The organism is Mycobacterium sp. (assembly GCF_965229105.1).
Lineage (GTDB): Bacteria > Actinomycetota > Actinomycetes > Mycobacteriales > Mycobacteriaceae > Mycobacterium.
Map to the genome: position 1 here is coordinate 2526466 of NZ_OZ245858.1, position 19695 is coordinate 2546160.

The 19695-nt window shown below is 63.9% G+C and carries 16 protein-coding genes; 7 read left to right on the plus strand and 9 right to left on the minus strand.

The features are described from left to right. The first annotated feature begins 37 nt into the window (after positions 1 to 37). Positions 38 to 1270 carry a cytochrome P450 gene (locus ADBZ9O_RS12150; RefSeq protein ID WP_526531488.1) on the plus strand — a complete coding sequence of 411 codons (1233 nt, stop codon included), beginning with the start codon at positions 38 to 40 and terminating at the stop codon, positions 1268 to 1270. A 102-nt stretch (positions 1271 to 1372) separates the two neighbouring features. On the opposite strand, the gene ADBZ9O_RS12155 is transcribed toward ADBZ9O_RS12150, so the two are convergent. Next, positions 1373 to 2704 carry an aminotransferase-like domain-containing protein gene (locus tag ADBZ9O_RS12155; protein ID WP_526531490.1) on the minus strand — a complete coding sequence of 444 codons (1332 nt, stop codon included), beginning with the start codon at positions 2702 to 2704 and terminating at the stop codon, positions 1373 to 1375. 63 nt (positions 2705 to 2767) lie between these two features. Between ADBZ9O_RS12155 and ADBZ9O_RS12160 the strand changes: the two genes are divergently transcribed. Beyond that, on the plus strand, positions 2768 to 3385 hold the full coding sequence (locus ADBZ9O_RS12160; RefSeq protein ID WP_526531492.1) for a DJ-1/PfpI family protein: 618 nt from the start codon (positions 2768 to 2770) through the stop codon (positions 3383 to 3385). Positions 3386 to 3392: 7 nt separating this feature from the next. Here the strand turns inward: ADBZ9O_RS12160 and ADBZ9O_RS12165 are convergent, their stop codons facing one another. The 6 genes from ADBZ9O_RS12165 to ADBZ9O_RS12190 form a co-directional block, all read right to left on the minus strand. Continuing rightward, complete coding sequence (locus ADBZ9O_RS12165; RefSeq protein ID WP_526531494.1) at positions 3393 to 4799, minus strand: HNH endonuclease signature motif containing protein; 1407 nt, start codon at positions 4797 to 4799, stop codon at positions 3393 to 3395. An 85-nt stretch (positions 4800 to 4884) separates the two neighbouring features. After that, positions 4885 to 5859, minus strand: coding sequence for an NADPH:quinone oxidoreductase family protein (locus ADBZ9O_RS12170; protein WP_526531496.1), 975 nt, complete (start codon positions 5857 to 5859; stop codon positions 4885 to 4887). After that, a complete protein-coding gene (locus ADBZ9O_RS12175) occupies positions 5856 to 6482 on the minus strand; it encodes a TetR/AcrR family transcriptional regulator (protein ID WP_526531498.1) in 627 nt (208 codons plus the stop codon). Before ADBZ9O_RS12175 ends, ADBZ9O_RS12170 begins: the two co-directional genes overlap by 4 nt. Next, entirely contained in the window at positions 6479 to 7789 is a 1311-nt protein-coding gene (locus ADBZ9O_RS12180) for an acyl-CoA dehydrogenase family protein (RefSeq protein ID WP_526531500.1), read from the minus strand. The genes ADBZ9O_RS12175 and ADBZ9O_RS12180 overlap by 4 nt, the downstream gene beginning before the upstream one ends. A 10-nt stretch (positions 7790 to 7799) precedes the next feature. After that, positions 7800 to 8564 carry an SDR family NAD(P)-dependent oxidoreductase gene (locus tag ADBZ9O_RS12185; protein ID WP_526531502.1) on the minus strand — a complete coding sequence of 255 codons (765 nt, stop codon included), beginning with the start codon at positions 8562 to 8564 and terminating at the stop codon, positions 7800 to 7802. Continuing rightward, the gene (locus ADBZ9O_RS12190) at positions 8564 to 9622 is read right to left on the minus strand and encodes a phosphotransferase family protein (protein ID WP_526531504.1); all 1059 of its coding nucleotides are present in this window, start codon (positions 9620 to 9622) and stop codon (positions 8564 to 8566) included. The genes ADBZ9O_RS12185 and ADBZ9O_RS12190 overlap by 1 nt, the downstream gene beginning before the upstream one ends. 396 nt (positions 9623 to 10018) lie before the next feature. On the opposite strand from ADBZ9O_RS12190, the gene ADBZ9O_RS12195 reads away from it, so the two are divergent. Genes ADBZ9O_RS12195 through ADBZ9O_RS12215 form a run of 5 tightly spaced genes read left to right on the plus strand, consistent with a single transcriptional unit; the run spans position 10019 to position 16992 of the window. After that, positions 10019 to 11188: an amidohydrolase family protein gene (locus ADBZ9O_RS12195; protein ID WP_526531506.1), complete on the plus strand. Its 1170-nt coding sequence runs from the start codon at positions 10019 to 10021 to the stop codon at positions 11186 to 11188. Positions 11189 to 11196: 8 nt separating this feature from the next. Further along, positions 11197 to 12453: a M24 family metallopeptidase gene (locus ADBZ9O_RS12200; RefSeq protein ID WP_526531508.1), complete on the plus strand. Its 1257-nt coding sequence runs from the start codon at positions 11197 to 11199 to the stop codon at positions 12451 to 12453. Further along, the gene (locus tag ADBZ9O_RS12205) at positions 12443 to 13561 is read left to right on the plus strand and encodes a M24 family metallopeptidase (protein WP_526531510.1); all 1119 of its coding nucleotides are present in this window, start codon (positions 12443 to 12445) and stop codon (positions 13559 to 13561) included. The genes ADBZ9O_RS12200 and ADBZ9O_RS12205 overlap by 11 nt, the downstream gene beginning before the upstream one ends. A gap of 36 nt (positions 13562 to 13597) precedes the next feature. Further along, entirely contained in the window at positions 13598 to 14548 is a 951-nt protein-coding gene (locus ADBZ9O_RS12210) for an enoyl-CoA hydratase/isomerase family protein (protein WP_526531512.1), read from the plus strand. Positions 14549 to 14550: 2 nt separating this feature from the next. Continuing rightward, positions 14551 to 16992: a CaiB/BaiF CoA-transferase family protein gene (locus tag ADBZ9O_RS12215; protein ID WP_526531514.1), complete on the plus strand. Its 2442-nt coding sequence runs from the start codon at positions 14551 to 14553 to the stop codon at positions 16990 to 16992. A gap of 190 nt (positions 16993 to 17182) precedes the next feature. Here ADBZ9O_RS12215 and ADBZ9O_RS12220 read toward each other — a convergent pair whose 3' ends face one another. Both ADBZ9O_RS12220 and ADBZ9O_RS12225 read right to left on the minus strand, forming a co-directional pair. Further along, the gene (locus tag ADBZ9O_RS12220; RefSeq protein WP_526531516.1) at positions 17183 to 18388 is read right to left on the minus strand and encodes an alpha/beta hydrolase family protein; all 1206 of its coding nucleotides are present in this window, start codon (positions 18386 to 18388) and stop codon (positions 17183 to 17185) included. Between the two features lie 18 nt (positions 18389 to 18406). Further along, entirely contained in the window at positions 18407 to 19690 is a 1284-nt protein-coding gene (locus ADBZ9O_RS12225) for a hypothetical protein (protein WP_526531518.1), read from the minus strand. Positions 19691 to 19695: the final 5 nt, after the last annotated feature.

Here is a 19695-nt window from a genome sequence, read left to right on the forward strand (position 1 = left end):
TGCGCTCCTCAGCCACAGCCCGAGCGAAAGCGAGCTTATGACCGACACCCTGCCCGAGACCGAAACCGCGATTCCCGAGTATCCGATGGAGCGTGCCTCGGCATGCCCGTTTTCGCCACCACCGCAGATGCTCGAACTCGGTGCAGGTAAAGGCCTTTTCCGCGTGCGGATTTGGGACGGCAGCACCCCGTGGTTGATCACCGGCCACGAGGAGGCCCGGGCGCTGTTCGCCGACGCAAGGGTCAGTGTCGACGATCGCAAGGACGGCTTCCCGCACTGGAACGAACACATGCTGTCGACGGTGAACAAGCGACCGCGTTCGGTGTTCACCGCCGACGCCGAGGAGCACACTCGATTTCGTCGCATGTTGTCGAAGCCGTTCACGTACAAACGCGTGGAGGGTCTGCGCCAGTCTATCCAGCAGGTGACAGACGAGAGCATCGACGCGATCCTGGCCGGCCCGCAACCGGCAGATATCGTCGCCGCGCTGGCACTGCCGGTGCCCACCAAGGTGATCAGCGACATGCTCGGTGTGCCGTATGAGGACCATGAGTTCTTCCAGCATCACGCCAATGTCGGATTGGCCCGTTACGCCTCGGCGGAAGACGGCCAAAAAGGGGCGATGAGCCTGCACAAATATCTCATCGACCTGGTGACCAAGAAGATGGAAAATCCGGCCGAGGATGCGGTGTCGGATCTGGCCGAACGTGTCACCGCCGGCGAGATCAGCGTCAAGGAAGCGGCTCAGCTCGGTACCGGTCTGCTGATCGCCGGACACGAGACCACGGCCAACATGATCGGGATCGGGGTGCTCGCGCTGCTGCAGAATCCCGACCAGGCCGCCCTACTTCGGGATACCGATGATCCCAAGGTGGTCGCGAACGCCGTTGAGGAACTGATGCGTTATCTGTCCATCATTCAGAACGGGCAGCGTCGCGTTGCGACCGAAGACATCGAGATCAGCGGTGAGACGATCCGCGGTGGTGAAGGGATCATCATCGACCTGGCGCCGGCGAACTGGGACGCAAAGGCGTTTCCCGAGCCGGAAAGGCTTGATCTGAAAAGGGAGAACGCCAACCAGGAAGTTGGGTTCGGCTACGGTCGGCACCAATGCGTGGGCCAGCAACTGGCGCGCGCGGAGATGCAGATCGTGTTCTCCACTTTGGTGCGGCGGATCCCCACGATGAAGCTGGCCATTCCTTTTGCGGACGTGCCCTTCAAACACGACCGGCTTGCGTTTGGCGTGTATAGCCTGCCTGTCACCTGGTAACTGCGCAGAGCCTGACTGCCGGCGACATCCGTCCGATCTGATCATGGCAGTCACGGTCGTCGCACCGAAGGCGCCGGTCTCGACGTAGCCGCTGCCTGTCCCTCACATCGCTTGCTGCAGAACCATTTTCACCTTGGTCAGGGACTGGCGGAGCACGTCAGTCGGGACCGACCCCAGCGCGAGTCTCAGTGCGTGCGGGGTGTTTTTGGTGGTGCTGAACGGTTCAGCTGTCGAGACCGAGATGTTCTCGTCCTTCAGGCGTGTTGCCAACCGGTCGGCGCGGACGCCCTCGGCAAGGGGTAACCACACAAAGTATGAATTCGGATGACCTGTCAGCGAAAAGTCCTCCAGAACCTCGCGGGCGATGGATTGCCGTCGCTGTGCATCGGCCCGTTTCTGCGTCTCGAGTCGAGCGACGGTGCCGTCTTCGATCCATCCGGTGGCTAGTGCGGTGATGATCGCTGGGGTGTTCCAGGTCGTTGCGCGAATGGCCCGCTCGATTGCAGCCACCTGCCGTTTGGGCGCCACGACATACCCGAAGCGCAGGCCGGTGGCCACGCTTTTGGACAGTCCGGAGACATAGAGTGTCGATTCCGGAGCAAGCGCCGCCAACGGCGACGGCGGGTCCTCGACCAGGAACGCGTAGGCACCGTCCTCAATCAGCAGCAGACCGTGTTTGCGGATGACCTTCACCAACTGCAGACGCGACCGCTGAGACATCACCCAGCCGAGCGGGTTGTGCAGAGTGGGCATGGTGTAAAAAGCGCTGACGCGCCGACGCGCGCAAATCTTCTCCAGCACATCCAGGTCGGGGCCATCACCGCCGGCCGGCACGGGCAGCAGTTCAAGGCGCAGCGCCTGGGCGAGCACCTTGAACCCTGGATAGCTCAACGCATCGACGGCAACGACGTCGCCCGGCTTGAGCAAGGCCATCGAAACGGTCGCGAGACCGTGTTGGGCCCCGTCGACGATCATCACGTGATCGGCAGCCACGGCGATGCCGCTGCGGAGAAGGTGCCGCGCCACGACTGCCCGCTCGTCGGAGCGCCCACCATGCGGCTGGTAGCGCAGCAGAGATTCGAGGTCACCCCGAGATGCCAGGCTGCGCAGACCGTTTCGCAGTAGTTCCACTTGATTTGGCAACGACGGATAGTTGAAATTCAGATCTACCGAACCATCTACTATCCGCGGTTGGTCAATGCCGTGGCCGGGCGGCAACTGCGTATCGCGGACAAAGGTGCCCCGGCCGGTCTCACCGCTGACCAGTCCCATAGCGGCAAGTTCGGAGTAGACCCGGGACGCCGTTACGACGGCAAGACCGTGCTGGGCCGCAAGTTCTCGATGAGTCGGCAGCCGCACACCTCGTGCGAGCCGGCCTTCCCGAATGTCAGCAGCCAAGGCCGCGACGACATCTTTGTATCGAGCTCGTCCCATGAGCGGATTGTATCCAGGACAATTGTTTGATCGTCATGTACACGACGACCTACGCTCGCGATCATGCACATTGCCATCCTTACGTTCGAGGGCTTCAACGAGCTGGATTCACTCATCGCACTCGGAGTCCTCAACCGAATCCGCAAACCTGATTGGACCGTGTCCATCGCTAGCCCCAGTCCCCGGGTGCGTTCGATGAATGGTGTCGTCGTCGAATCCCACATCGGTCTGGCTGAGGCGAACCATGCTGATGCGGTCCTGATCGGTAGTGGCATGCGAACCCGGGAAGTGGTCGCGGACACGGCACTCATGGCGCAACTGCAACTGGACCCGTCCCGACAACTGCTGGGCGCGCAGTGCTCGGGCACCCTATTGCTCGCCAAACACGGACTCCTGCACGGCGTACCCGCCTGCACCGATGTGACCACCAAGCCCTGGGTGCAGGAGGCCGGGGTCGAAGTGCTCAACCAACCGTTCTTCGCAAGCGACAACATTGCCACCGCCGGTGGGTGCCTTTCCGCGCCCTACCTTGCCGCCTGGACGATCGCCCGTCTCGAAGGGTTGGCGGCAGCCACCGATGCGCTCCACTACGTGGCTCCAGTCGGTGAAAAGGACGTCTACGTCGCCCACGCACTCGCCACCATCACGCCGTACTTGCCCGAACAGAGAGCAAGTGCTTGACCGCTAATTAGGGCACGTCTTCATCCCCGTCATTCCCGTCGTGGTCGGGGTTGTGGCCGAGGAGTCGGTCGGGGTGGTGGTAGTCGTTGGTGCGTTGTTGGCCGGTGTCCAGGTGTGGTGGGGGGATCCATTCGGTGATGCCGTCGGGGCGTTTCCGGGTGGTCCAGTCGGTGTTTTCGATGAGCAGGTTATCGGGATGACAGGCCAGGGTGAGGTCACCGATGTTGGTCAACCCGTGGTCTTTCCAGTCGGTGACGGCGTGGTGGACCTCGCTGTGGTAGCCGTCGGCGGTGCAGCCGGGGCGGGTGCAGCCGCGGTCTTTGGCTAAGAGCACGATGCGTTGGCCGGGGGAGGCGCAGCGTCTCGCGCGTTGCAGGTCCAGCGGAACACTGTTGCCGTCGAACAGGACCAGATAGTGGAAGGCATGTGAGCCCACGCGCAGCACGTCAGTCATGGAGATCACGGTGCCGCCGGCGGTCAGGGCGTATCCGGTACCGGATTCCAACTCCGCCAGGGTGGTGGAGACGATGATCGTTGCGGGGAGCCCGTTGAGTTGGCCGAGTTTCCCCGAGCACAGGACTGCGCGGCCGGCGGCGAGCAGGGCGTCGTGGTTGCGTTGGCGTGGTGTGCGGTGATCGGCGCGGGCCTGTTCGGGGCTGGGATCGCCGTCGACGCACGGCGCGTCGTCGTCTGCGTTGCACATGCCGGGGCGGGCGAGTTTGGCGAAGATGGGTTCGAGGGTGGCGCGGGCCTCGGGGGTGAGGTCACCTTTGATCGTGGACATCCCGTCGGGGCGTTGCGGGCCCAGGGTCAGGCCGCGGCGGCGGGCGCGGTCGGTATCGGTGAGGTTGCCGTCGGGGTGATAGAGGACCAGTAGTCGGTCGGCGAGTTTCTTGACTTCGTCGGGGCGCAGCCCGCGGGAGTAGCCGACCAGATCGCGTTCGGCGCGGGTGCGGTCGTCGATACTGACGTGTCCGGGGAGGTCTTTGAAGAAATCGCGGATCACCCGGACATGGTCGGCCCGGATGGTCCCGGCGGCTTGCGCGGTGGCGGTGGCGGGCAGCCACGGGGCCAACGGTTCCCCGGATAGGGTGCGGCGCGGGCCGAGTTCAGCGGCGTCATCGATGCGTGCTTTGGCGTCTTTGGGGGTGATGTGCAGGGTGTTGGCCAGCGCAGTGGTCAGCGGGTCACCCAACTCCGCTGGGGTGGCGCTGTCGCGTAGCGCGGTGATCGCGCGGTGTCCGATAGCAGGCAGGCGACTCGCTGCGATGTTCAGACGCCGCAACAACCCCATCTGATCGCGGGTAGAGCGTGCGCTGATATCAGTAGCCAGCAGGGCATCGATGGCACCATCGAGAGCATTGAGGGCGGCAAACACCGGATCCTCATGCTTGACGACAGCGATCGAATGCATGCCCCAAATTCTACGAATGGCCTCCGACAGAATCGGCCGCCGTGTGGCCACTGATGCTCAAGTGGCACTGGGGAATTGAGCAGGGCTACCCGATGTCGATCACGACCTTGCCCAGCGCCTTGCGATCAGCCACATGACGCAGCGCCAGCGCGGCGTCATGCAGCGGGAACCGGGCACCGATATATGGCCGGATGGCACCGGAGGCCAACATCTCCTGCAGCTCACGTAGATCGCGCTCGGCCTCCCGCGGGTGGTCGCCCATGAAGGTCCGGATCTCCATACCTTCGACCGTGATCCCCTTCAGGAGAACCAGATTCAGCGGGATTGACGGGATGCTGCCCGCCGCATAGCCCAGGGTGATGAATTTGCCTCCGCGGCCCAGTGCCCGCAGCGCCGGCTCGGCATAGGGTCCGCCGACGGGGTCGAGCACCAATTGCGCTCCGGCCCCGGTGATCTCCTTGATTCGGTCCCTCAGGTTCTCGGTGTCGTAGTCGATGACAGCGGTGGCGCCGCGTTGCAGGCACAGCGTGAGTTTCTCGGCGCTTGACGCCGCGGCGATCACCCGCGTCTTCATCGCCACCGCCAGATCGACTGCGGCCAGCCCTACTCCGCCAGCCGCACCCAGCACGACGACCCAGTCATCGGGCTTGGTCTCGGCGACAGATCGCAACGTGTGGTACGCGGTGCGGTAGGTGACACCGAACGCTGCCGCACTGGCAAAATCGACACGGTCGTCGATCGATGTGAGTGCCGCCGCGGACACCACCACCTGTTCGGCGAACGCACCGACCATGGTCGAGCCGGACACCCGCGTACCGACCGCAAGGGTGGTGACACCGTCTCCGACCGCAAGCACGTCACCTGCGAACTCACTACCCGGCGCGAACGGCGGTGGCACCTTGACCTGGTAATTGCCCGAAAGGAACAGCACGTCAGGGAAATTCACCGCTGCCACCCGGACGCGCACCACCACCTCGCCGGGTCCGGGGATGAGGTCGGGAAGCTCGCTCAGCGTCAGACTTTCGGGCGGGCCGTACTCGCGGCACAGCATTGCCTTCATCGACGATCGTCCTCTCGCTTCACACCAAGCCCGCCCAGGCAGAAGCGCACCATATGGTCGATATCGTCTGTGCTGGGTTGCGCACTGGACCCGACATAGCTGCGCAAGGTGGCGGCGGTGATCTGGAAGACCGCGTCGGCGTCGCGTAGCGGATCCGGTCCACCGAGTGCGGACACCGGTTCGATCAGCAGATCGCGCATTGGCGCCATGATGTCGTCATCGGCACCGGTTCTGGCGCTGGCCGACATCTGGGTCATGACGGCTTTGCTCATTTTGACCAGCGCAGGATCGGCGACCTGGGCCAGGGTGCCCTCGATCCACCGGATCACCTTGTCCCGTGGGTGGGTTTCCTTGGCCATTTGATGTTCCAAGTACGACGTGATGATCGCGACGCCGCGTTCCATCACTGCCAGCAGCAATTCGTCTTTACCGGCGAAGTACTTGTAGAACGCCTTTTTCGACGACCCGGCCTCGTCGACGATATCGCTGACCCGCGGTGCCTGCGGTGTGACCCTCTCCATCACGGTGATCGCCGCGGCCAGGATCTGTTCGACCTCGTCACTGGCCTGCCGGTGTCGCTCGTCGAGGGCACGCTCGACCGCTGCGGCGACCCGCGTGCTCACGGGGAACCAGTCGGAACGGCGGGCACGTCCTCGACGAGGTCGCCGTATTTCTCCCTGACCGCCTCGATCCTGTTGTCCAAGAACTCCCTCGGCCATTCGGGATCTTCAGCTTGATAATCCTTCAGGAGGAGTCGAGCCAGATTGACCTTATGCGCTTCGGTGGGACCGTCGGCCAGGCCGAGCACGATACCGCCAAGAAGCATCTGCGCCAATGGCAACTGATCGCTGACACCGAGCGCGCCGTGCACCTGGATGGCTCGACGGGCAATGGACTCCAGCACCCTGCTGGCCAGGATCTTGCAGACGCCGATCTCGGCCCTGGCGGCTGGTTCTCCGTGCGTGTCGATCAGCCAGGCCGTATGCAGAACCGTGAGCCGGAATGGAATGAGCTCCGCATAGGAATCGGCGATGAAGGCCTGCACCAGCTGCTTATCGGCCAGTGAACTGCCCTGGGTGTAACGGCTTTTGGCGCGCCGCGCCATCATGTCGATGGCATGCTGACATAACCCGATGGTGCGCATCGCATGGTGAATACGCCCGCCGGCGAGGCGCGATTGCGCGACGTGGAAGCCCTGGCCCGGTTCACCGAGCATGGCGCTGGCGGGGACCCGGACGTTGTCGTAGCGGACCAGCGAATGTCCGGGATCGTGGGCGGGGGAGCCGAACAGTTGATGCGTGGCCTCGATGATCAGGCCCGGAGTCCCAGCAGGGACCAGGAACGTGGAGGCCCCCTTGTGCACCGGCAGGTCCGGATCGGTGATGGCGACGACGATGAAGAACGAAGCGACGGTTGCGTTGGACGAGTAGTACTTCCGTCCGCTGATGACCCAATCATTGCCGTCGCGGACAGCGCGCGTGGTGAACACCCGAGGGTCAGAGCCGCCCTGGGGTTCGGTCATCGAGAAGCAGGAGAACACCTCGCCGGATAACAGTCCGGCCAGGTACGTGTCCTTCTGATCCTGAGTGCCGAACCGCGCCAAGATCTCGGCGTTACCGGTGTCAGGGGCCTGCGTACCGAAAATGATGGGACCCCATGAGCTTCGGCCCAGGATCTCGTTGATCAGCGTCAGCTTGACCGTGCCGAAGCCCTGCCCGCCGAGTTCGGGCCCCAGATGCGGTGCCCACAGCCCCTGGTCGCGGACCGCCTGCTTGAGAGGGTCGACGATCTTGCGCCGTTCCTCGGTCAGCGGCAGGAACGCGCAGCTCGGAAAGAGGACGTCGAGCGGTTCAACCTCGTCCCGGACGAACGAGCGCACCCAGGCGAGCTTCTCTTCGAACTCGGGTTCGGTGGAGAAATCCCATGCCATGTGTAACTCCTTAAGGAATGCCGCCGTCGGACCGCAGAATCGATCCGGTGGTGAAGCTCGATGCGTCGGACATCAAAAACAAAGCGGCGCCCACGATTTCATCAGGGTTGCCGGCGCGTTTGAGTGCGTGCTGGGGGAATGGCTCGGGGTCGTTATCGTCGAGGTTCCACGCCTTGCTGATATCAGTCAGGTACGGACCCGGCATCAAGGTGTTGACCCGCACCGTGGGCCCGAAGGCCAGCGCCAAGCCCTCGGTCATCGCGTTGAGGCCGGCCTTGGAGGCAGCGTAGGGGATGAACCACGGCGACGGCCGCACCGATCCATGCGTGCTGACGTTGATGATCACCCCGCGTCCCGCCGCGACCATTCGCTCGCCGACAAGTGCCGAAAGCCTGAACGGGCCTTTGAGATTCAGGCCCATCACCGCGTCGAACAGCTTTTCGCTGACGTCGGTCAGTTTCTCGTACGTCGGCGACATGCCGGCATTGTTGACCAGCACGTCGATCTTGCCGAACCGGTCGTAGGTAGCGTCCACCAGGCCGTCGAGCTGATCCCATCGCCCGACGTGGACTTCGTAGGGCATGGCTGTGCGGCCGGTCTCGGCTTCTATCTGGTTGGCGGTTTCCACGCAGGCGTCGTATTTGCGACTGGCGATGACGACATCGGCGCCGCACCGGGCGGCAGCGAAGGCCATCGCGCGCCCAAGTCCCCGGCTCCCGCCGGTGATCAGCACGACGCGATCGGTGAGATCGAAAAGCGAATCTGCGTAACCCATTACGCCGACCTGGTAGTCAGAGACGAAGCCAGCTCGGCCGCGGTGCTGATCAGGCCGGGAATCATCGCACCCATCGCTTCGGCGACCTGTGGGTCGACCTGCCCGGGATGGCGGACTGAGGCAGCGTAGGTCTTCTCCAAGACGATGCCGAGCTTGAAGTTGGCCAGCACCAGGTAGTAGTCGATGTTCTCGGTCGACAGCCCGCTGACCGTCTCATAATGGGCAAGCAGTTCGGTCCGTGTCGGCATCCCCGTCATATCCAGATAGAAGCCGTCGGATTTGGGGTTGTCGCCGTCGTAGCCGAGTAGGCACCAGGCCAGGTCCAGTAGCGGATCGCCGACGGTTGTCATCTCCCAGTCGACGATCGCGGCGAGGCTGCCAGGAGCGCCGTGAGCAAACATGACGTTGGCGAACTGGTAGTCGCCGTGCATGATGCCTGCGGTGTAGTGCGCGGGCCGATGGGCACGCAGCCATTCGGCGGCGATATCCAGGCCGGGTAACTCACGGACTTGAAAGGCCGCCAGGAAGCTGCGCCAACGGTCGACCTGGCGTTCATGGAATCCGTCAGGGCGGCCGAAACCCTCCAGGCCTTGAGCGCGCCAGTCGACCCGGCCCAGTTTGGCCGCACCCCCAACCAGTTCGAAGGCCAGTTGGCGGCGGGCAGGCAGGTCGGTGTCGAAAGGTGCCTGCCAACCGCCGCCCATCGGGCTCCAGCCGTCGATCTCGGCCATGACGTAGAACGGCTTACCGAGTACCACTCCCGAGTCATCGGCGGCGATCATCTCGGCGTGCGGAACATCTGTGCCCTTCAGGCCGCGGACCAGTCGGATTTCGCGCAGCAGGCCATCGAGCCGGGCGGCGTCGGCGCGGGCTCCCGGCATGCGCAGCACCATCCGCTGGTCGCCGCGGCTCACCCGGTAGAGCGTGTTTTGCGATCCGCCGGTGAGGAGCTCGAGAACGGGCCGCTCACCCTCACCTGGGGCGTGATGGGCGTCGAGCCACCGGCCCAGCGCAGCCGTATCCAGGTCTCGCCCAGCATCTGGTGGTGTCCTCGTCATGGTTGATCCTTTCGGTCTCAGATCAGAGAATAACATTCTCATCAGAGTGACCGGCAGTTTCCCATCATCACGGCCAGCCCTGCGACTGCTGCACCACCCTCGGCGGAGCAGAGAACGTGTTCTCAAAAACGGAAATATGATTACCGCAGTAAACCGAGGTAAGTGCGCTATTTACTACGACTAGTTCGGTATGAGATGCCGGTACCCGGTGGTAACGTCATTACCGCTAGAAGAGCATGGCGCTCGCGTACCGCTCAACGACTGTCTCGGCGGTGCTGACGCCGTGTAGATGCCGGCACGCGGAGCATGCAGATCGACCGCCACCCCGCTTGCCGCCGGAGCCCGACGTCGTTATCGGCGGACGCGGCACGAACCGAGCCGAATGGAGGGCCCAAGATGGCCAATCAATCCAGCACCGCCATGCTGTACCCCCCGGGAGGTTACGGCGCACCAAAGGACCGGCACGGTCACGCAGGCCAAGATGTCGGACTGCCGGCAGGCACGGTGGTTTTCTCGGCGGACAACCACATCTCGGTGGCCGACGACATCTTCTTCGAACGCTTTCCCGACGATCTTAAGGGCGCGGCCCCCCGCATCTGGTACGAAGACGGCGCCTACATGGTGGGGATGAAGGGCAAGTCGTGGACTGGCGGCGATTTCGGCCGGGTGCTGATGCAGTACGACGATCTGGCCGGAGCGGCATCCAACAACATTGAGGCCCGCATCCGCGAGCTCGCCGAGGACGGTATCGAACGGGAACTGGCCTTCCCCAACGCCGTGCTGGCGCTGCTCCACTACCCGGACAAGGCGCTGCGCGAGCGGGTCTTCCGGATCTACAACGAGTACATGGCCGAGCTCCAGGAGAAGTCGGGAGGTCACTTCTACGGTGTGGGTCTGATCAACTGGTGGGACCCGAAGGGCACGCGAAGCACGCTCGCCGAACTGAAGTCGTTGGGGCTCAAGACCTTCCTGCTGCCGTTGAACCCGGGCAAGGACGACGAGGGCAATATCTATGACTACGGTGCCCGGTCGATGGACGCGGTCTGGGATGAGATCGAAGAGTCCGGCCTCCCGGTAACTCACCATATCGGCGAGACACCGCCGAAGACTCCGTGTGAGCACAACAGCGTCGTCGTCGGCATGATGGTCAACGTCGACTCGTTCCGTGAGCAGTTCGCCAAATACGTCTTCTCCGGCATCTTGGACCGGCATCCGAAGTTGCGGCTCGGCTGGTTCGAGGGCGGTATCGCCTGGGTGCCAACGGCGCTGCAGGACGCCGAGCACCTGCTGGCGTCGTATCAGCACATGTTCAACCACCAGCTCTCCCACGATGTGCGCTACTACTGGGACCAGCACATGTCCGCATCGTTTATGGTGGATCCGTTGGGACTCAAGCTGATCGACGATATCGGTGTCGACAACGTGATGTGGTCATCGGACTACCCGCACAATGAGAGCACCTTCGGCTACTCGGAGAAATCGCTGGCCAACGTTGTGCAGGCCGTGGGCCCCGAGGCCGCCGCAAAAATCGTCAGCACCAACATTCAGAAGTTCCTGGGACTCTAAGGCGTTCGATGACCTCATCTCTCTTGTCTTTGCAGCGCATTTCCCCTCTGATCGACATCCCTGAGTTCCCGGATCTCGACCGCCGGCGTCGGGAGACCGGCGCTCGTCTCCGAGAGTCGATGCGGGATAACGGTGTCGACGCGCTGATCCTGCTGGGCAACGCCAATGTCGTCTACTCGACCGGCGCCTACTGGCCACTGCTGGATGCGGGGCTATCGCATGTTGAGCGTCCGGTCGCGGTGATCCTCGCCGACGACCAATGGCCGCACCTGTTCCTGCCGTTCCGGGAGGGCGCGTCGGGTGAGACGGGCCTGCCTGCCGACCACGTGCACGGCCCGCTGTACCTGGAATTCGACGAGGGTGTCGAGGCCTTCGCCCGGGTGATCGCCGAGTTGATTCCGGCGGGCGCCGCGGTGGCGGTCGACGAGTTGACCGGCGCCATGCGCCGTGGCGAGCGCAAACTCTTCCCTGCCGGTCCGCCGACTGATGCCGCCCTGGTGGTCGGACCGGCCAAATTGGTCAAGACGCCCGATGAGATCTCCGCGATCCGCCGAGCCTGCCGGATCACCGAGCAAGCCGTGGCCGATGTCCAGGCCAAGCTCGCTCCCGGGGTGCGGCAGATTGACCTGTCGGCGCAGTTCGTCCGTCGGGCTTTCGAATTGGGTGCCACCGCCAACATGCTCGAGGCTATCTGGCAGGTGATGCCCACGAGCAAAGCCGAGGGCGTGTGGACCACACACGGTGACCTCGCCCTGCCCTTGCTAACCACCGAGCGGGAACTGGCCAAGGGCGATGTGCTCTGGACCGACGTCAGCATCACCTACGAGGGGTACTGCTCGGACTTCGGGCGCACCTGGGTGATCGGTGAAGAACCCACCTCGCGTCAGCAGGATCAGTACTACCAGTGGCGCAACATTCTCGATGCCGTGCTCGCCGTGACCAAGGCCGGCGCCACCTCCGGCGATCTAGCCAGAGCGGCGATCGCGGCCAACGGCGGCGTTAAACCGTGGCTGCCGCATTTCTATCTCGGGCACAGTATCGGCACCAACGCCGCTGAAATGCCCATGATCGGAACCGATCTGGGGCAGGAATACGACGACAATTTCGTCTACCCGGCCGGCATGGTCATGGTTTTGGAACCGGTCGTCTGGGAAGACGGCACCGGAGGCTATCGAAGCGAGGAGATCGTCGTTATCACCGAAGAGGGCTGGATGTCTCTCACCGACTACCCCTACCAGCCGTACGGCCCAAAAAATGGCCACTGAGATCCTGCCCGACGACCGGGCACTGAGGCTGGGGCGACGCGAGCGGGCTCTGGCGCAAATGGAGAAGTACGACCTCGACATCGTGGTGGTCGGTCGTCAGGCCAACGCGCGGTACATCTCCGGTGCACCGCAGCTCTGGGTCGCGGGTACCCGGCCGTTCGGTCCGGTCTGCACCTTTGTCCGGGCCAGCGGCGCAGTCCACCTGCTGAGCAGCTGGGACGAGGGGATGCCCGACGATATCCCGCACGACCAGCTCTACGGCTTGGCCTGGAACCCGATGACGCTGATCGAGGTGCTGAAGAACATCGAGGGTGCGGCGCAGGCACGCCGGGTCGGAACCGATGCGCTCTCACCGTCATTCGCCACTTTGCTGCCGTTGGCCTTCCCCAACGCCGAGATCGTCGACGGTGAGTTCGCCATGCGGGCGGCCCGCCGGGTCAAGACACCAGATGAGGTGACGGCACTGCGCGCTGCGGTGGGTGTCGCCGAAAAGGGTTTGGCCACAACCGTTGCCGCCCTGCGACCAGGCGTCACCGAGCAGACCCTGACCGGCATCCTGATGGAAGCGATGACGGCGGGCGGGGTAAGCACCCCGGCCACGCAGGACGGCGCGTGGGTGACCTCGAAGGAACATCCGTGGCGACGTGCGGCGGGGGATGGCCAGCTCAACGAGGGTGATCTGGTGGCCATCGCCGCGGGCGTCCTCGCCGACGGCTATGTCGGCGAGGTCGGCCGGACGTGGCCCATCGGTGGAGAGACCGGGCAGGCGCAGAAGTTGTACCGCCGGGCAGATGAACTGTGGGAGCGCCTGCTGGTGGCGTGTCGGCCGGGTGTGCCCGCCGCGGATCTGCTTGCCGCGTATGAGGCGGCAGGTGAGGCGCTACCGGCGATGCCGGTCGCCCACGGCCTCGGTCTGGGTTTCGACACACCCGTTGTGTCTTCGCACCTGCCGTCCACCGCTGCCGAGGAAATCCTCGAACCCGGTATGGTCCTGGCGGTCACCGGTTATGTCTGGGAGTCTGGGGTGGGTGCGGTATTCAATCGCGATGCGGTCCTGATCACCGACGATGGCGCCGAGGTGCTGAGTTCCAGCCCTACGTGGTCTTAACGGTGATTTCGGAGCAAGGCGTAAGGAGCCGAGCGAATGCCTGACACCCCCTCGCCCGAGGAGATCATTCTCTACGAGAAGGATCCCAAGACCAAGATCGCGACCATCACGTTCAACCGGCCGGAGTACCTCAACGCGCCGACCTCGCTGGCACGGCTACGGTACGCCGATGTCGTACGCAGCGCGTCGGTCGATAACGACGTCAAGGTCGTGGTGATCCGTGGAGTTGGCGACAACCTGGGCAGCGGGGCCGATCTCCCAGAGTTCATGGAGGGCAACGAGAATCCGCAAAAGCGGCTCGCCGAGCTGAAGTTGGAAGGGACCGACACCACCTACCCGCCGCAGGGTACTTTTCGCAACGGTGCCACCATCAGCGCCTGGTATGCCAATGCCCAGGCAGGCAACCGGCCGCTGCAGGAGCTCAAGAAGATCAGCATCGTGGAAGCCAAGGGTTACTGCTACGGCTGGCATTTTTACCAGTGCGCCGACGCTGATCTGGTGATCTCTTCCGACGACGCGCTATTCGGCCATCCCTCGTTCCGGTACTACGGCTGGGGTCCGCGGATGTGGACCTGGGTGCAGATGATGGGATTGCGCAAGTTCCAGGAGATGGTGTTCACCGGCCGGCCGTTCACCGCCGCTGATATGGAGAAGTGCAACTTCCTCAACAAGGTGGTGACCCGTGACGAGCTCGAGGCCGAGACGGCGAAATACGCACTGGCGTGTGCCCGAAATCGCCCGGTGGACACCGTTTTCATGCAGAAGATGTTCTTTGAGATCTACAAACAGCACCAGGGCGAATACATGGGCAGCCTGCTCAGCGCCTTCTTCGAGTCCATGGGTAGCGGGGTCCAGAACGACGACGCCGACGACCTCGACATGCACGAGGCGATTGGCACCGGGCTGGCCAACGCGGTCAATGACAATGACGACAAGTTCCCCCCGGACTTCAGGTTGAGCAAGAAGAACCGCAAAAAGAAGAAATAGACGTGCCACGTACTTCCAGCCCGCTGGACGGTTTCACCGTCGTCGACCTGTCCTCTGGCATCGCCGGCGGGTACTGCACGAAGATCCTCGCCGATGGTGGCGCGCAGATCATCAAAGTCGAAGATCCGGAGGGGGATTCGCTGCGGCGGTGGTCAGCATCCGGTGCACAGGTCGACGCTGCGGCGGGCGGGGCGTTGTTCAGCTTCCTGGCCTGTTCTAAACACAGTGTGGTCGTCGACACCGAAAGCACCCAGGATCGTGCGCTGGTTGAGGAGCTACTCGCCGGCGCGGATGCGGCGGTGTGGTCGTCAGGCTCACGGGTTGCCGAACTCGACTCGATGACGCCTGCCAACATCCTTTCCCGCCACCCGCATCTGATCGTCACCGCCATCACCCCGTTCGGGCTGGCTGGACCGTGGCGCGATCGCCCGGCCACCGAGTTCACCCTGCAGGCCTGGTCGGGCGGAATGATGGGCATCGGGCGTGGCTCCCAGGACCGGGCACCGGTATTCGTCGGGGGGCAGGTCGGGGATTGGCTGGCCGGGGCATATGCCAGTGCAGCCACCCTGGCGTCGCGTTGGACCTATCTGGGCACCGGCGTCGGCGAGCTGGTGGACCTATCGATGCTCGAGGCGCAGATCCTGGGTCTGACGTATTACCCGGTGACCTTTTTCGAGATGCTTGGCCGGCCGTGGCGCACCGAACGCAGACCGACTGTGCCGGGGGTGGCCACTGCCGCGGACGGGTTGGTCGCGCTCGGCTGCGGTACCGCGCAGCAGTGGTGGGACCTGTGTGCGATGTCCGGCCACGAGGAGTGGATTGACGAGCAATCGTCGCTGACCATCACCGAACAGGCGAACCTACACGCTGCGGAGCTCTATGACTGGCTCAACAACGAGAAGGTGGACGATATCCGGGACCTGGCCTCGGCCTTCCGAATTCCCAATTCGCCGGTAGGCAACGGCGAGAACCTCACCGGCATGGATCATTTCGTGGCCCGCGGTTCCTTCGTGAACAATCCCCGCGACGGTTTCGTCCAGCCGGCGCCTCCCTATCGGTTGCAGCCGGCGACCCTACGGACGCCGCAGCCGGCACCACGACTGGGCGAGCACACCGAGGCTTACCGCTGCTCAGCATCGCCACCCCGCCCGGCATTGCCGTCGACGGATGGTCCGGATCGTCTGCCGTTCAGCGGTTTACGGGTATTGGATATGACGACCTTCTGGGCGGGACCGTCGTGCACCCACGTGTTGGCTCTGCTTGGCGCTGAGCTGATCCACCTGGAGTCCACTCCTCGACCGGACGGCACCCGGCTGATCGCCGGCATACCGGCCTCGGTCGAGCAGTGGTGGGAGCGGTCCCCGATCTTCTCGGGACTGAACACCAACAAAAAGAGCGTGACCCTGGACTTCCAGACCGAGCAGGGCCGAGACCTGTTGCGTCGGTTGGTCGCGACCTGTGACGTCATCGTCGAGAACTACACCCCCCGGGTGTTGGACTCCATCGGTCTGGACTTCGATACGGTGCAGTCGCTGCGTCCGGGCGCGATCATGGTGCGGATGCCAGGATTCGGCCTTGACGGACCTTGGCGGGACAATCCGGCGTTCGCCTACATCATCGAGGACGCGTCCGGGCTGAGCTGGTTGACCGGTTACCCGGACCGCAATCCCTACGAGCCGTACTCCGTCGGGGACCCCAACGCGGGCGTGCATGCGCTCAACGGATTGCTGCTGGCGCTAGAGCACCGTAGGCGCACCGGTGAGGGCGTCCTTGTCGAAGCTGCGATGGTGGACGCCGCACTCAATATCGCGGCCGAGCAGGTGATCGAATTCGCCGCTTACGGAGCACTTTTGCAGCGCGACGGTAACCGCGGACCGGCGGCGGCACCGCAGAATCTTTACCGCTCGGCTGATATCGACGAATTCGGCAGGGCCGACTCATGGGTGGCGATCGCGGTGGCCACCGATGAGCACTGGCGCGCGCTGCGGGACGCGATCGGCAAGCCGGATTGGGCGATGAATCCCGAGCTTGAGACGATGGCCGGTCGGCGGATGCAGCATGACCGGGTCGACGAGCACCTCGACAGGTGGTGTGCACAGCGCGGCAGCGACGATATCGTTGACTCCCTCTGGGGGGCGGGTGTGCCGGTCGGCAAGGTGATGCAACCGCATCGGCAGACCGAGATGCCCCAACTGGCGTTCCGAAATTTCTTCGAAGAGGTCGGGCACCCCATCAACAAGGCGGCGCCGCACAGCACACTGCCGATGCGACTATCCCGAGGTCCCGCCCGGTTGCACAGATCAGCCGCGCCACTACTCGGGGAACACAACCACGAAGTGCTCACCGAACTGGGAGTGACCGATAGTGAGATCGCCGAGCTCGAGGCTGACGGCGTCATCGGCCGGGCCCCTGGAGCGCGAGGAGCAAAAAGGGCCGCACGCTGAGCGACGGCACGGGTAGCGCGTTCGGCTCGGGCGCCAGCAATTTTGGCGTTGCCGAGGTCACCAAAATGGCAACCGGGCCTTACCAAACAGGTCGAGAACATCCTGGGCGAGCTGATCAGATATTACTTCCGCGCCGAGGTGCGGGGAATGGAGAACTTCCCGGCCGCCGTTGGCGCGCTGGTGTTCTCCGCTAGTGAGGGCCGAACACCCGCTGAAGAAACGGGGTCGAGTCCACCATGGAGGCGAGCACCGTGCCGGTGTGGTCCTGATCCGGGTACACCCGCAATTCCACCTCCTGCTTGTTGGCGACCAACTGGTCGTAGAGGGTCAGCGTCGAAACGGGTGGAACATCGTGGTCCTGCAGGCCGACCCCGAGGAACACCGGCCGGTCGTATCCACTGGTCGGTGTGGTCATGTAATCGTGGAGAGCCCCGCCCATCCCTGGTATCGAGTCCAGCGGAGCGGTGAAGAACTCCCCGGGAGTCAGATCCGCTAGTTCGTCGGCGAACGCATCGACGCACACCGTCTTGACGCGCCCGAGGGCGTCAAGTCCTGCGGGGCTGAGCACGGCGTCGATACCCAGATCTGGCCGTGCCGAGTGCAGTCCGGCGAGGATATAGGCGGTGTACGCGCTGGCATACGGCCCGACATCGGAAATTGCAAAGTCGGGCCCGGCGGCGATGAACGCCCGCTCGACATTGGCCGGCGTACCGGTGGCCACCACCCCGCGATAGTCGAGGTTGGCACCTTGGCTGAACGTGGTGGCCCATCGCGCTGAGTTGACCGCCGCGCTGCCGCCTTGTGACTGACCCACGATGCCCCATTTCGGCGATAGTGGCAGGTCAAGATGATGCATGGCGACGACGGAATCGACGACGCCATGCGCGGCAACGACGTTGTCGAGGAAGGCCATCAGCCCGGGTGTGCCCAGTCCGACGTAATCGGTGGCGACGATCGCGTAGCCCTGATCCAGCCAATGTGAAAGGTATTCGTCGTCGCGCTGGCTACGGGGCAGCGCCGAGGGGGTGCACTCGTCGGCGAGGCCGACGGTGCCGTGTGCCCAGGCCAGAACTGGCCAGCCGCCCTCCGGTGCGGTTGCGCGCGGCACAAACACTGCAGCGGTACTCACCGCCGGCGCATCGACTTGGTCGAGCGTCGAGTACAGGATCCGATACGCGTTGGCCGCCCCGGACACCGACAGCGCTGGATCGAGCGGCACGGAATTGATCAATTCCCCTTGGGCGGAAATGGGGCCGTCGTAGAGGCGGGCATCGAGTCCCGACCAGTTCGCGGTGGCGGCGTCAGCCGTCCCGGGGCCTACCAAGACTCCGGCGCCGAATAGCGCCAGGCACACCACCACCGAAGACAGGGGGCGTGTGATTGCGCGACGCTGCATCGCCCAACAGTAGCGGGATCAGTAGGCGACCGGACCCGCCTGACACAGCTCGTCCAGAATCCGACCGAAATCCGCTGTCTCCCAGAGATTGAGAAAGTTCGTCATCATCAACAGGCGGCTACGGATCGTCTCGTTCTCCGCGATCTGCGGATCGGTGCGGCCCGGCACATGCGGGGGCAGGTGTGCCTGCAAATACGCGGGCACGTCCAGCAGCCAGGCGATCCCCATGATGGCGGCATACAGTAGTACCTGCTGTTTGAGCGCGTCGAGGTCGAGCACCGGTCCACCGCAGGCGTGGAACTCGGCCGCGAACAATGCCAGCAACTCCTCAAGGTGGTTGTCCCACAGGGCCGTTTCGGCGCTGCACAATGCGCCCCAAATGGCCATCGCCGCGTTCATCTGGCCGACGCAGCCCCAGTCCAGCAACCCGCATTCCACACCTGAGCCGGCACGCCAGAACCAGGCGTTGTCGACGTTGGCGTTCCAATGGCACAGTGCGATGAAGTCGGAGTTACCTTCCAGATGACGCCAGATCGTCGACTCGTGTTCGGCGAGTAGACCGACCTGGTAACCCATCTGGGCGATGAATTCCACCGATCGGATGTTCGCAGGCAGAATCTCCGGATTCGACACCGTCAGGTCGGCGAAACGTGCCACCCTACGTTGCAATTGAGCCGGGGTGCGCGGGACACGTTCTCCGACAGACAGTTTAGCCATATCGACCGGGAACTGCGCTGCAGTGTCAGACAGTTTGCCGCCTTTGTCGGTTCCGGCGAGCCGACCTAGCGCGGTGACAATCGCCCGGTAGTGGGCCAGCTGGTCAGGCATCAGGTAGTCGAGACACTTCGCATACTGCGGCTCGATACCGTTGGTCCCGAACGGAATCCGCTCGGTGATGAGTATCCCGGTGCCCGACTCCCGGTGATAGTCGGCGAACAGACAGGCTGGGACGGCGATCGGGAACCCGCCGCCACGCGAGAGCAGCGCCAGCCGTACCTCGAATTCCATCTGAAATCGCCCGATATCCCGGGCTGGGTCGTCGAGGTCCCGGGAGAATTTGACGAACGTCTCAGTCGGCAGGTCTCCGGCGGATCGGGCGTAGTCCACGGACAGCAGCGCCTTGCGCCCGGTGCTGCCGCCGCCGCACTCCCGGAGCTCGTTGATCCGGATGACGTCGTTGTCGGGCCCGAGCGTTCCACAGCGGCGAAATGCATTGGTCAGGAACGCGGTACCGCCATCGCGCAGCGCGGCAAGGTCCGCCGGGACGGGCAGGTCGAATTCATCGCCGGCAATGGGGTCCATGGAGT

Bases quoted from the DNA above. Each gene is read 5' to 3' on its own strand.
- ADBZ9O_RS12225 (WP_526531518.1), bottom strand. From the start codon at position 19,690: ATGGACCCCATTGCCGGCGATGAATTCGACCTGCCCGTCCCGGCGGAC.
- ADBZ9O_RS12190 (WP_526531504.1), bottom strand. From the start codon at position 9,622: ATGACGAGGACACCACCAGATGCTGGGCGAGACCTGGATACGGCTGCG.
- ADBZ9O_RS12220 (WP_526531516.1), bottom strand. From the start codon at position 18,388: ATGCAGCGTCGCGCAATCACACGCCCCCTGTCTTCGGTGGTGGTGTGC.
- ADBZ9O_RS12160 (WP_526531492.1), top strand. From the start codon at position 2,768: ATGCACATTGCCATCCTTACGTTCGAGGGCTTCAACGAGCTGGATTCA.
- ADBZ9O_RS12170 (WP_526531496.1), bottom strand. From the start codon at position 5,859: ATGAAGGCAATGCTGTGCCGCGAGTACGGCCCGCCCGAAAGTCTGACG.
- ADBZ9O_RS12165 (WP_526531494.1), bottom strand. From the start codon at position 4,799: ATGCATTCGATCGCTGTCGTCAAGCATGAGGATCCGGTGTTTGCCGCC.
- ADBZ9O_RS12205 (WP_526531510.1), top strand. From the start codon at position 12,443: ATGGCCACTGAGATCCTGCCCGACGACCGGGCACTGAGGCTGGGGCGA.
- ADBZ9O_RS12195 (WP_526531506.1), top strand. From the start codon at position 10,019: ATGGCCAATCAATCCAGCACCGCCATGCTGTACCCCCCGGGAGGTTAC.
- ADBZ9O_RS12155 (WP_526531490.1), bottom strand. From the start codon at position 2,704: ATGGGACGAGCTCGATACAAAGATGTCGTCGCGGCCTTGGCTGCTGAC.
- ADBZ9O_RS12185 (WP_526531502.1), bottom strand. From the start codon at position 8,564: ATGGGTTACGCAGATTCGCTTTTCGATCTCACCGATCGCGTCGTGCTG.
- ADBZ9O_RS12150 (WP_526531488.1), top strand. From the start codon at position 38: ATGACCGACACCCTGCCCGAGACCGAAACCGCGATTCCCGAGTATCCG.
- ADBZ9O_RS12210 (WP_526531512.1), top strand. From the start codon at position 13,598: ATGCCTGACACCCCCTCGCCCGAGGAGATCATTCTCTACGAGAAGGAT.
- ADBZ9O_RS12180 (WP_526531500.1), bottom strand. From the start codon at position 7,789: ATGGCATGGGATTTCTCCACCGAACCCGAGTTCGAAGAGAAGCTCGCC.
- ADBZ9O_RS12200 (WP_526531508.1), top strand. From the start codon at position 11,197: ATGACCTCATCTCTCTTGTCTTTGCAGCGCATTTCCCCTCTGATCGAC.